The organism is Actinomycetota bacterium (genome assembly GCA_030776725.1).
Taxonomy (GTDB): Bacteria; Actinomycetota; Nitriliruptoria; order Nitriliruptorales; family JAHWKO01; genus JAHWKW01.
The window spans coordinates 1-12,542 of record JALYHG010000224.1 but is presented as its reverse complement, the minus strand read 5'-3'; the positions used below and the strand labels follow the sequence as shown (position 1 = coordinate 12,542).

The following is a 12,542-nucleotide window of genomic DNA, read 5'->3' as shown; positions in this document are numbered from 1 at the left end:
CGCTGCCTCTCGGTCAACCCGCCCCACACGCCGAACTCGATCTCGTGACCGATCGCGTACGACAGGCACTCCTGGCGCACGCAACACCGCTCGCAGATCCGCAGCGCCCGACGGCTCTGTTTGGCGCCACGGACGAAGAACACCTCAGGATCGATGTCCCGGCAGCGGGCTCGAACCATCCACTGTGTGCTGGCCACCGCGTCCCTCCCCCCGGCACGCATATGATAACGGACCGTGGCCGAAAGTACACCTATCGTCGCGATGCGGCCCGCCCGAGGTGATCGAGGGCGGAACGATCCGGATCGGACCTCGTGCGCTCCCGGCCGCGGCAACCAGCGTTGGAGCGCGTGCGTAGACTGGCAGGTCGCTCGCGAAGGCTCTCGCGCTACCCCACCAGGAGATCCGTGGCCACCACCGACGCTCTGACGACCGAAGCCGAGATCGCTGCACGCGTCGGGTTGATCGCTGCGGTCGTCGTTGTGGGCGCGATGCTGATCGGTGCGTTCTTCCTGCCGACCGCGATCGCCGTCGACCGCGCCGTGGACCAGGTCGGCAAAACCGTCCTGGACGTGCCCCCTCTCCCGGACGACTTCGATCAACCTCCGACCAACTCGGTGATGCTGGCTGCCGACGGCACGGAGCTCGCCGAGCTCCACGACGAGCAGAACCGGGTCCCCGTCAAGCTGGCCGAGGTGCCCCCGGTCGTGCAGAACGCGGTGCTGGCCACCGAGGACGCCGACTTCTGGAGTCACAACGGCGTCAACCACAAGGCCATCGTCCGCGCTGCGCTGGCCAACATCGAGTCGGGCACGATCCAGCAGGGCGCGTCGACCATCACCCAGCAGCTGGTCCGCAACATCCCCAACATCGGGATCGGGCGGGAGCAGACCTTCGCCCGGAAGCTCACCGAAGCGGTGTGGGCGGTCGACCTCGAGCAGCGCATGCCCAAGGAGGAGATCCTCGAGCGCTACCTCAACACCGTCTACTTCGGGTCGGGGGTGTACGGGATCGGGACCGCCGCCGACCACTACTTCTCCAAGCACGTGAGCCAGCTGAGCCCCTCCGAAGCCGCGCTGCTGGCCGGCCTGATCCGCGCCCCGGAGCACAACAACCCGACCACCAACCCCGACCGGGCGTTGGCCCGCCGCAACATCGTGATCGGGCAGATGGTGGCGCACGGCTTCATCACCGACGCCGAGGCCAAGCTCGCCAGGACCGATCCACTGGGACTCAACGTCTCCCCCGACGCGGGACCGACCCGCCCGTTCTGGGTCGAGTGGGTCAAACGCGTGCTGTACGACCCGTCCAACGACCTGCAACCGGAGTTGCAGGCAGCGCTGGGAGCCGACAAGGACGAGCGGCGGCGGCGGGTGTTCGAGGGCGGTCTGGTGATCCACACCACGCTCGACCGCGCCCGCCAGGACATGGCCGAGGTCACGATCGCCCGCTACCTCGATGACCCGGTCACCGACCCGCTGGCCTCGATCGTCACCGTGCAACCTCCGACCGGCGCGGTCGCGGTGATGGCGGTCGGCCCCAAGCGGTTCGGCGAGTGCCGCGAAGGCCAGCGCATCTGCGAGTTCACCAAGGTGATCCCGGCCGTGCCGGGGTCGGGTGGGTCCAGCCGCCAGCCCGGGTCATCGTTCAAGCCGGTGGTCCACGTCGCCGCTCTGCGCGAGGGCTTCACGCCCGGCTACTCGACCGAGGTCAGCTCCGGGCAGGTCATCCGGGGCTGCCTGAAGCAGGCCGGTGTGCCCTACGAGGTGCGTAACTACGCCGACAGCGGCTCGGGCTACATGAACATGTACGAGGCGACCAAGCGGTCGAACAACGTCTACCACGCCAAGCTCACGCGCGACGTCGGCGTCGAGAACGTGGTGGAGACCGCCAAGCTGCTCGGCATCAAGAACTCGCCCAACCTTGACAGCTTCACCGAGGTGATGTGCTCGATCGGACTGGGCGCGGTGAACGTGTACCCGCTGGAGATTGCGTCGGCGTACGCGACGCTGGCCAACCGCGGCCAGCACTGCCCCCCGTTCATCGTCGCCCGGGTCGAGGACCGCGCCGGGAACCTGATCTACCAGCACAGCCCCAACTGCCAGCCCGTGATCGACCGGGGGATCGCCGACCGGGTCACCGACCTCCTCCAGGCCCCGCCCAGCCCCGGGGGGACCGCCCCGTTCATCCGCGATGTGCTGGGCCGGCCGGTGGCGGGCAAGACCGGGACCAACCAGGACTGGCGCGACGCGTGGTTCATGGGGTACGTGCCCCAGTACGCCACCGCAGCGTGGGTCGGGTACGAGTTCCCGGAGTGCCTGCCGGGGATGGCGACCCAGTGCGGATCACTGTTCAACGTGGAGGCGGCAGGCACGACCTACCGGCGGGTGACCGGCGGGTCCATCCCGGCCAAGATGTGGGGCGACTACATGAAGGCTGCCCTCGCCGACGTCCCGGTCGTCGACTTCCGCGCCCCTCCGCCCATCCCCACGGCCACGGTCCCCAACGTGGTGGGTATGAACCGGGACAGCGCCGTCGCCACGCTCGACATGAAGGGCTTCAAGCCCAGGGCCACGGTCGTCACGCACTGGCAGCCTGCGGGGCAGGTGGTCTCTCAGAACCCGTCGGGCGGGAGCGACGCCTGGGTCGGCAGCATCGTGCAGGTGGAGGTCTCGGACGGGACCGGGCAACCACCGCTGCCCACCGTCCCCGATGTCGTGGGGATGGGTCGGTTCGAAGCCACCGCGATGCTCGAGAACGCCGGGTTCACGGTGCGGGTGCTCGAGCAGGACGTCGCCGACGAGACCAAGCACGCTGTCGTCGTCGAGCAGAGCCCGCCGCCCGGCACCGAGCTCGAGCCAGGGAGCCAGGTGGTGATCGGCGTGGGTCGCTACCAGGCGCCCAGAGCGGGCGACGCAGCGCCCCAGCCGCGCACCCCACCGGGCCAGGCTGGCAGGAACGACGCCGGCCAGGGTGACGGATCCGGTGGCGGCCACCCAGGGCGGGGCAACAGCGGCGACCGCGAGGACGACTGAGTGCGGCTCGGCTTGAGCACGGCCGCTACGACGGTCGCATCGATCGGTGCGGCCTGCGCTGGGTACGCCACGCTGGTTGAGCGGCGCTGGTACCGGGTTCGACGCGACGACCTCGACGGGGCGCTCACGTCCCACGCGCAGCGGCCGCTGCGCCTGCTGCTCGTCGCCGACCTGCACCTGTCGCCCCCGGACCTGCCGTTGCAGATGTTCCTCGCCGGGCTCGACGCGTCCGACATCGACCTGGTGGTGGCCGCCGGCGACCTGGTCGGCGCGCCCGGCGCCGAACACGCCACCGTGGCGGCGCTGGCGCCCCTGACGGAAGGCGGCGTGCCGGGTGTCGCGGTGCTCGGCGCCAACGACCTGTACGGCCCGGTGCCCAAGAACCCCCTGTCGTACCTGACCCACCCCGACCGCCGTGAGTTCGGTGCGCGGTTGAACACCGACGCGCTCCGCGACGGGCTGCACACCACCGGGTGGACGACGCTGGTCGACGAACGCGCCACGATCACCACCGCGGCCGGTCCGGTCGAGGTCGTCGGGCTGCTCGACCCTCACCTGCCGTCGTCGCGGCTCCCGCCGCGGACGACGATCGCGGCCCGCGACCCGGAGGCGGTCGCCAGGCTCGGGATCGTCCACGCCCCGTACACCAGCGCGCTGGACCTGCTCACGAGCGCCGGGTACGCGGTGATCCTGGCCGGCCACACCCACGGCGGCCAGGTCCGCGTCCCGGGGATCGGGGCGGTGGTGACCAACTGCGACCTGCCCAACCACCAGGCCCGCGGCACGTCACGTTGGCCCGGCCCCGAGGGTCGCAACGCCTGGTTGCACGTCACCGCGGGAGTCGGCCAGTCGCGCTACGCCCCGTTCCGGTTCGGGTGCCGTCCGGAGGTCAGCGTCCTCGAGCTGCACCGTTGAGCCCTGCCGCGGCCGAGTGCGCCGCCGCGTGACCGCGGTATCCTCGCCGGGCACGGCTGAACAGCCTTCGGGATGTAGCGCAGCTTGGTTAGCGCGCCACGTTCGGGACGTGGAGGTCGCCGGTTCGAATCCGGCCATCCCGACCACTGGGCTTGCTGTGAGGCCTACCTGGGCCAGCCACGAAGCCCACAAAGCCGAGGTGTGCATCGTCCCCGACTGGCTCGATGAGAACACCGCCCGACTGCACGCCTGAACAGGGGCGGCGCGCAGCTGGCCGGACTCACTCAGGAGCAGGCCGGACACCTCGGCGGTCCTGTCGCCAGCCCCGACAACGCCAGGACCACCGCTACTGACACCGGCGCCGCGCATCCGTGCCGACCCGGGGGAGACGACACCTGTGGGATCCCGTTACGACGTCGCGATCGTGGGCGGCGGGATCGTCGGACTGGCGACCGCGTACTCCATCGCCCGTCGCGCACCAGCAACGCGGATCGTTGTCGTCGAGAAGGAAGCCGAACTGGCCTCCCACCAGACAGGGCGCAACTCCGGTGTCGTCCACGCCGGCATCTACTACGCCCCTGGCACCATGAAGGCCCGCCTGGCCCTGGCGGGACGGCGCCGGCTCGAACGGTTCGCGCAAGCGCACGACATCCCGTACGAACGGGTGGGCAAGGTGGTGGTCGCCACGCGGCCGGAGGAGGTGCCCCGGCTCCGTGGCCTCCATGACCGGGCAGTGGCCAACGGCGTGGAGGGGTTACGCAAGATTGACCGCGACGAACTTCTCCAGATCGAGCCCCACGTCGAGGGCGTTGCCGCATTGCACTCGCCTTCGACCGCGATCACCGACTTCCGGCAGGTCGCGCTGGCGCTGGCCCGCGAGGTCGAGCGCCGCGGTGGGGACGTACTCGTCGAACATGAGGTGATCGATCTGCGTACCGGTCGTGACGGTGCCGGAGAGCTGCTCACCCGCCAGGGTGTCATCGCGGCTAGAGCCGTCGTGACCTGTGCGGGCCTCCACTCGGACCGCCTGGCTGCATCGACCGGCGGTTCACGTGACCTTCGGATCGTGCCGTTCCGGGGTCGCTACCTGCGGCTGCGACCATCAGCGCGTGCGCTGGTCCGGGGCAACATCTACCCGGTGCCGGACCCGCGGTTGCCGTTCCTGGGCGTGCACTTCACCCCGCGCATCGACGGCGAGGTGCTGTTGGGACCCAACGCGGTACTGGCGCTGCACCGCGAGGGCTACGGACGTGACGACCGGTTCCGCTGGTGCGATGTACGGGAGACGTTCGGGTACGTGGGTTTCTGGAGGCTGGCGTCCCGCCACGTTGTGTCGGGCGTCCGCGAGCTCTGGCGTGATCGCGTCCACCGCAGCTTCATCCGAGAGGCCCAGCGCTTCGTTCCCGAGCTGCGCGACGAGGACGTCGAGGATGGCGATTGCGGCATCCGGGCACAGGCGGTTGCCAGCGACGGGTCGCTGGTTGACGATTTCGCGATCGAGTCCCACGGTCCCTTCGTTCACGTCCGAAACGCTCCCAGCCCGGCGGCCACGGCCTCACTCGCGATCGGTGACGCCATCGCCGCTCGCGCGCTGAGGGATCAGCTGACAGCGTGATCTCGGGCGCGGGGACGGCGGCAGCGCCCCGGCAGCCTGCCCTGAGCCCTCGCCTCCCACATGCCACCCGCCGGCTCTCCGCGACGACCGCCACGCTGCTCCGGGGCGCTACCGTGACACAGACGCCTCCTCCAAGCCGACTGGGTCACGCAGCGCATCGAGACAAGCCGCGACCGCTCGGGCGGCACCCAGGACGGATACCGGTCGAACCGCGACCGAGAGTCGCTCACTCGCGTAGGCACTCCGCGAACCACCCGGCGGTCCGGCGGAGACCCTCCCGTAGATCGATCTTCGGCGTCCAGCCCAGCACCTGTCGTGCCAGCGTGATGTCCGGTCTCCGCTGGGTGGGGTCGTCCTGCGGGAGCGGTTCGTAGGTGATCTCCGAGCGGGAACCGGTCACCTCCAGGACGATGTCGGCCAGCTCGCGCACCGTGAACTCCGACGGGTTGCCGATGTTGACCGGACCGACGTAGTCCGAGTCGAGCAGCGCGAGCAAGGCGCGAACCTGGTCGTCGACGTAGCAGAAGCTGCGGGTCTGTGTCCCGTCGCCGTACACGGTGAGAGGCTTGCCCTGCAGAGCTTGGACCAGGAAGTTCGAGATGACGCGTCCGTCGTCGGGGCGCATCGACGGACCGTACGTGTTGAAGATGCGGGCGATCCGCACGTCGACGCCGTGGTAGCGGTGGTAGGCCATCGCCATGGCCTCGGCGAAACGCTTGGCCTCGTCGTACACGCCCCGGGGTCCCACCGGATTGACGTGCCCCCAGTACGACTCGGGCTGGGGACTGAGCTGTGGGTCGCCGTACACCTCGCTGGTCGAGGCCAGCAGGTACCGCGCGTGTTTCTCCTTGGCCAGACCCAGCGTCTTGTGAGTCCCGAGGCTGCCGACCTTCAAGGTCTGGATCGGCATCTCGAGGTAATCCTTGGGCGACGCCGGGCTGGCGAAGTGCAGGATCGCATCGACCGGGCCGGGCACCCAGACGTACTCGGACACGTCGTGCTTCACGAACACGAAGCGGTCGTGACCGTAGAGGTCGGCGAGGTTCTCCAGCGCGCCGGTGGAGAGGTTGTCGATGGCGACGACCTCGTCACCGCGGCCGATCAGCGCCCGGCACAGGTGCGACCCGAGGAACCCGGTGGCGCCGGTGACCACGACGCGGCTCACGCGGGCTCCGGCGTCGGCTCCGCGGTGGGACGGCCGATCCCGTGGTACTGCAGCCCGGCGGCGCGCATCGCGTGGGGGTCGAAGACATTGCGTCCGTCGATCACGATCGGGTAGCCCAGCACCGCGGCGAGTTGCTCACCGCGGAGCGCAGCGATCTCGTCCCACTCGGTGCATACCACGGCAGCATGGGCGTCGCGGCATGCGGCCAACGGGTCGTCGACGCACTCGACATCGGGTAGTCGGGCCTTGACGTGCTCCAGCGCGACCGGGTCGTACACCCGGACCTGTGAGCCATCGGCCAGCAGTTGCTCCGCCAGCCAAAGAGCCGGGGCGTTGCGCAGATCATCGGTGCCCGGCTTGAACGCCGCTCCCAGCAACGTCACGATCTTGCCCTCCAGGTGCCACAGCTCGGCGCGGAGCGTCTCGAAGACGTGTTCACGCATCTCGTTGTTGACGCGACGGACCTCCTCCAGCAGGCGGAAGTCGTACCCGAGGCTGCGCGACAGGTGGATGAAGGCGTCCACGTCCTTGGGGAAACACGACCCGCCGTACCCGAGCCCCGCTCGCAGGAAGTGCGCGCCGATGCGGTGGTCGTAGCCCATCCCTTCGGCGACGACCTCCACGTCGGCACCCACCAAGTCGCAGATGCGCGCGATCGCGTTGACGAACGAGATGCGTGTGGCCAGGAACGCGTTCGACGCGTGCTTGATCAGCTCGGCGGTGACCAGGTCGGTCTCCAGGTACGGACAGTCATGGCGCTCGAGCAGCGGGTCGTAGACCTCGCGCAGGGCCGTGGCAGCACGCTCGGAGTCGGTGCCGACCACCACCCGGTCGGGGTGGAGGGTGTCGTGGACAGCCTGACCTTCGCGCAAGAACTCGGGGTTAGATGCCACATCGATCGAGACGGCGTTGCCGTTGCGTGCCTGCTCGCGGCGGATCACCTGCGTCAGCCGTATCCCGGTGTTGGCCGGGACCGTCGACTTCTCGACCAGGACCAGGTCGTCGTCGGCGTGGTTCGCCGCAGCCTGGCCCGCGCGCTCGACGAAGTTCAGGTTCGGGGCGCCGCCGGGCAGCGACGGCGTCCCCACGCAGACGAACGCCACCGCCACGTCCGCCAGCGCGTCGTCCACGTCGTCGGTGAAGCGCAACCGGCCTTGCGTCCGACCCTCGGTGACGAGCTCGGCCAGTCCCGGTTCGTGGAACGGGACACCGCCCGAGCGCAGCGTCGCGATCTTGTCGGGATCGTCGTCCATCCCGGTGACCTGGTGTCCCCAGCGCGCGAGACACGCCGCGGTCACGAGCCCGACGTGGCCAACTCCGATCACTGCGATACGCAAGGCGATCCCCACCGTTCGGACGCGGCGGCAACGGTACCCGGGACGCCTCCTGGGCGCGCACGTTGGGCAGATCCGCTACGGCTCGCGCCACGGCGCAGCGACATCCGGGTCCGGCGCCCCGTCGATCGACTGGTGGCCGTGCGCGTCACGGTGCGTGTCGACGTAGCCGGGCGGTGGGGGCTCCCCCGGTGACGGTTCGTGCACCAACCCGCCGGCGTGTGCGGGGTCGGCCGGCTGGACCCGCCCGGTGATCAGCAGCTGGACCAGGTCGAGGTCGAGATCGTCGGGAGGAACGGAGCGGACCACAGCCGGGGCTCCCTCGACCGACAGGTCCAGCTGACGCGGTTCACAGGGGTTGCCGCTGGGATCGAGGACGAGACGCACGGTGGGGGCGGCGAGCATGTCCTCGCCGGTGGCCACCACCAGGGCGATCTCGCCGGTCCGGAGCTGCACGAGCGACCCGACCGGGAAGAGGCCCAGCAGGCGGAGGAAGACCCTGACGACTTGCGGGTCGAAGGTCGTCCCGGCCGCGGACGCCAGGATCTGGAGCGCCTGGCGACGTTCCTCGGGCTTGCGGTACGAACGCTTGCTGGTGACCGCGTCGAAGCAGTCGGCGACCGCGATCACTCGAGCCGGCAGGCACGGCAGGGGCCGCCCCGTCAACTCCGGGTAGCCGGACAGGTCGTAGGCGGCGTGGTGCTCGAGCACAGCCGGCGCGGCCGGGTGGTACAGCCCATCGCGGGTCCCGAAAACCAGGCCGGCGCCGACGATGGGGTGGCGTTGCACGATCCGCCACTGTTCCTCCGACAGTGGACCCACGTGGTCGAGGACATCCTGGGGGACGTTCAGCTTCCCGACGTCGTGCAGGAGCGCTCCGATGCCCAGCACCACGACTTGATCGCGTCGCAGCCCGACTGCGTGCCCCAGCGCGATCGTCAGCAGGCACACGTTGACCATGTGGTGGTAGGTGTACTCGTGGTAGGAACGGACACCGGCGAGCAGCAGCGCCTGCGACGGGTCGCGGACCACCTGGATCGCCAGCTGTTCGACGACCTCGGTTGCCTCCTGCAGGTCGATCGGGCGACCTGCAGCCGCCCGGGCGGCGCTCTCACGCAGCAGCGCCAGCCCCAGGGCGTACCCGCGTCGCAGCTCGGTGAGATCCTCGTCTTCGCTGAGGTTGACCTGCGGTTGCAGCCGGTTTAGCGTGATCCCGACGAGCTCGCTGGTGGTGGGCAGCTCCTCGGTCAGGATCCGCACCAACCCGTCGAGCCCGTCGGCGTCCGCGCCTGCGTGCAGCTCGACCGACACCACCCCGGCACGTTCGAAGGCCTCCAACAGGCGGAACAGCCGTAGGGACTCGTGCGGGAGCAGCGTCGCCCCCAGGTAGAAGCTGTGGCGGGTGACGAACAGGACCGGGTCGGCGCCCAGGCGGCGCTGGAGCTCGTGGACCTGCTCGAGCAGGACGCGCGTGGCCTCGCGTCGGTTCGGGTGGCCGGGGTCGTACAGGTGGTAGGTCTGGCGGGTGGAGGACAGGGCGTGCAGGCAGTCCCGTGCGGCCTGCAGGGCCTGTGGCGACGGCTCTGGCGGTCTCACCGCCCTCCCCGACGCGGTCGGCGTTGCTTCAGCAGAGCCGCGGCGCGCCGGCGCAGCCGCCAAGGCAGTCCTGCCCTGCGCGCCGCCAGTGACTTCAGCGTGGCGCGCCCAGCGTCACCGGGGTGACGCGACAGCTCGACCAGCGCCCGTTGACGATCGGCGAGGTCACGCCCGCCGCGGACCACATCGCCGAGCGCAGCCGCTGCCGCCCGTCCGGGCTGGCCCGCCAGCGCCTGGATCGCCGCGGCGCGCACATCGGGGACCGGGTCGGCGGCGAGCCGCCGCAGCTGGCTGACGGCCGTGTCGCCACCCGCGAGCCCGAGCGCGCGGACCACCTCGCGGCGGACGGCCGGCTCCGGGTGGTCGGCCACCTTGACGACGCTCGGGACGATCCCGGACCCGCCGAGCCGGGCCAGGACGGTCACGGCGTTGCGTGCCACGTACCAGCGGTCGTCGCTCAGTCGCTCCTCGACCGCCTCGATCCGAGCGGGTCCCGCGGCGCCGTTGTCACCGGCGACCGCCGCCAGGAGCGCGACGAGTTGTCCGCGCGTGCCCTGGTCCGGTTCTTCGGCGAGCACATCGAACAGCCGGCGGATCGCGGCCGCGCCCAAGGGTTCGACGAGCGGCGCCACGACGTGAGGGCCCTGCTCGCGGGCCCGCTCGACGAGATCGGCGACGAGGTGGTCGTCGAGGACCTGGCCGCGGTGCTGCTCGACCACCGCGGCCAGGTGCGGGTTGGTGCGGCGCACGTCGGCGGTGACCGCCACCAGCTGCTCGACGGCGCGGACGTCGCCGCGACGGATCTCGTCACCCACCGTGACCGACCAAGACCCCAGGACGAGATCCAGGCGGTCGTGGTCGCGCTCCGCCTTCAGGTAGTCGCGCACGGCATCGAGCGCCACGGCGCGGTGATCCTCGGTCGATGCGGGGAAGCCGTCGCAGATCGCCTGCAGATCCGCGTCGACCTGCGCCGCGGCGCCGTGCGCCAGGAGGTCCGAGACGGTCTGGGCGACCGGCTCGGCGGCATCACCCACAGCCGCGGAGACCAGCGTCCCGGCGTCCTCGGCACCAGCCTGGGCGGCGACGACGAGGTCAACGACCTCCGCCTCGTGCACACCGCACTCGACGAGCCGGTGCGCCAGGTCGAGGGGGTCGGGGCCGTCTACCCCGAGCTCGGCCAGGACCCTGGCGACCTCGGCACTCGTCATCGTCCCCAAGAACCCCTGCGCCAACCGGTCGGTGGCGACGCGCCCCATCAGCAACCCCACGAACGTGCGTCGGACACCGGCCGGCAGCTGGCGGACGACGTCATGCAGCCGGATGTAGGGATCGGGCGCGTCGGCGAGCCACGGTGGGAGGTTCTGGATGATGGCGCGGAAGCGCAGGTACAACGCTTCGGCGTCGTCGGCGGGGCGGCCGGTGATCCCGCCGACCAGGAGGCTGGCAGCAAACCCTGTCGGGTCGCGGAGCCGGTTCCACAGCGCCCTCTGGGCGGGAGTGAGGCCACCGTCGTCCTCAGCGGGATCGGGTTCCGCTCCGCGGACGACGATCGAGGTCACCCCGGCACGCCACAGCGCCCACCCCACACCCCCCGCAGCGGCGACCTCGTCCGGTGGTTGGGTCAGCGTGCGGTACAGCGTCGCCAGGTCGTCACGATCGGGGACGGCCCGGATCTCCAGTTCCTCGGCACGGCGTGCGAACAGGGACGCCGCCAGCCGCGCAGCCGTCTCGTGGTCGACGCCGTCGACGCCCAGGAGCTGCTCACCGTGGATCTGGACCGCGACGGGACCGCGACGCAGCGCGCGCTCGGCAGCCACACCGATGCGCTGCACGGCGGCCACGAACGTCGGTTGCTCCATATCGTCGGGGTAGAGCCGGTAGCTGGCCAGGCCCAGCGAGAGTTGCCGCAGCAGTGCGGCCACGTCCGGATCACCGTGAGCGGGCACGTGTGGCCCGTGGTCGTCCTCGTCGGGCACCCTCTGCCCCGTCGCCGTCGTCGCCCGGCCTTCACCGCAGCCGCGGGCTCGGACAGTATCGACCGCGGGGTCGCGGTGTGCCAGCGGGGCGGCGGCAGCCCCGGTCGGGCGCTACAGCGCCCGGGGGTCGTCGTCGCCCCAGACCTCGTGGACCAGGGCGTCGAGTGCGGCCGCCAGCCGCAGCGACGGTTCCGGCTCACCGGGGGTGCTCGACGCCGGCTCGGCGGAGATCGCCCCCCACCGATCCTCGGTCGTGTCCCCGGCGGCGCGCTCGTCGCCGGCCCGGCTGATGTCGTGGCCGGTGTCGTGACCGGCGTCGTGACCGGCGTCGTCGACGGTGTCGTCGACGGTCCGGCGCGTCGAGCCGTCGCTGGTGTCGTGGCCGGTGTCGTCGCCGACGGATCGGGCGGGGGATGCGGTGGTGGACTCGGTCGTCACCCCAGACGCCGGGGGCCGGCCTTGCGGGCCGCGCACCCGGGGGAGCTCGCCGGTCGGGTCGTCGTCGGAGACCGCTGGTGGAGCTGTGACGAAGTACGGCGCGATCGCCGCGATGCTCCGACGGCGTTCCTGCGCCGATGCGTGACCAGCTGGGGCCACGACGCGGTCGGTGGGCTCCGCCGGCTGGGTCGGTCCCGCACGGTCCGGGGGCTCCGGGGGTTGTGGCTCTGCGGGCTGCGGCCGATCGACGGGCTGTGCACCGGGGGCCGGTCGTGCAGCGCCTGGGATCTGCTCGCCATGCTGGGCGCGGCCGCGGTCACGGTCCGGTCCGTGTTCGGGGGTGCGGTCGGGTTGATGGTCCGGGGCGCGGTCGGCCTCACGGTCGGCGGCACGGTTGCGCTCGTGCTGCGGCGTCGCGACGGGCGCGCCGTCCGACGCACGCTCGGGCGCGCCGTCCGGGCCGCCATCGGC

10 protein-coding genes and 1 tRNA gene are annotated in these 12,542 nt (G+C 71.1%); 5 read left to right on the top strand and 6 right to left on the bottom strand.

Annotated elements, in window-relative coordinates; all coding sequences use genetic code 11:
* The coding region (locus tag M3N57_10800; protein MDP9023155.1) for a WhiB family transcriptional regulator at positions 1-197 on the bottom strand (197 nt) is incomplete at its 3' end.
* A 207-nt stretch (positions 198-404) separates the two neighbouring features.
* Between M3N57_10800 and M3N57_10795 the strand changes: the two genes are divergently transcribed.
* From M3N57_10795 to lhgO, 4 genes are all read left to right on the top strand, one after another.
* Entirely contained in the window at positions 405-3,032 is a 2,628-nt protein-coding gene (locus M3N57_10795) for a transglycosylase domain-containing protein (protein ID MDP9023154.1), read from the top strand.
* Positions 3,033-3,947 carry a metallophosphoesterase gene (locus M3N57_10790; protein MDP9023153.1) on the top strand — a complete coding sequence of 305 codons (915 nt, stop codon included), beginning with the start codon at positions 3,033-3,035 and terminating at the stop codon, positions 3,945-3,947.
* 68 nt (positions 3,948-4,015) lie between these two features.
* Positions 4,016-4,093 (top strand) — tRNA-Pro (locus M3N57_10785).
* 251 nt (positions 4,094-4,344) lie between these two features.
* A complete protein-coding gene (gene lhgO, locus M3N57_10780) occupies positions 4,345-5,562 on the top strand; it encodes an L-2-hydroxyglutarate oxidase (GenBank protein MDP9023152.1) in 1,218 nt (405 codons plus the stop codon).
* Between the two features lie 226 nt (positions 5,563-5,788).
* Here the strand turns inward: lhgO and M3N57_10775 are convergent, their stop codons facing one another.
* The 5 genes from M3N57_10775 to M3N57_10755 form a co-directional block, all read right to left on the bottom strand.
* Positions 5,789-6,727, bottom strand: a complete 939-nt coding sequence (locus M3N57_10775; GenBank protein MDP9023151.1) for an SDR family oxidoreductase — start codon at positions 6,725-6,727, stop codon at positions 5,789-5,791.
* Positions 6,724-8,064, bottom strand: coding sequence for a UDP-glucose/GDP-mannose dehydrogenase family protein (locus M3N57_10770; GenBank protein MDP9023150.1), 1,341 nt, complete (start codon positions 8,062-8,064; stop codon positions 6,724-6,726). Before M3N57_10770 ends, M3N57_10775 begins: the two co-directional genes overlap by 4 nt.
* Positions 8,065-8,139: 75 nt before the next feature.
* Positions 8,140-9,657: an HD-GYP domain-containing protein gene (locus M3N57_10765; GenBank protein MDP9023149.1), complete on the bottom strand. Its 1,518-nt coding sequence runs from the start codon at positions 9,655-9,657 to the stop codon at positions 8,140-8,142.
* Complete coding sequence (locus M3N57_10760; protein ID MDP9023148.1) at positions 9,654-11,633, bottom strand: HEAT repeat domain-containing protein; 1,980 nt, start codon at positions 11,631-11,633, stop codon at positions 9,654-9,656. The genes M3N57_10765 and M3N57_10760 overlap by 4 nt, the downstream gene beginning before the upstream one ends.
* A gap of 111 nt (positions 11,634-11,744) precedes the next feature.
* The gene (locus tag M3N57_10755) at positions 11,745-12,230 is read right to left on the bottom strand and encodes a hypothetical protein (protein ID MDP9023147.1); all 486 of its coding nucleotides are present in this window, start codon (positions 12,228-12,230) and stop codon (positions 11,745-11,747) included.
* On the opposite strand from M3N57_10755, the gene M3N57_10750 reads away from it, so the two are divergent.
* The coding region (locus M3N57_10750; GenBank protein MDP9023146.1) for a hypothetical protein at positions 12,213-12,542 on the top strand (330 nt) is incomplete at its 3' end. The genes M3N57_10755 and M3N57_10750 overlap by 18 nt on opposite strands.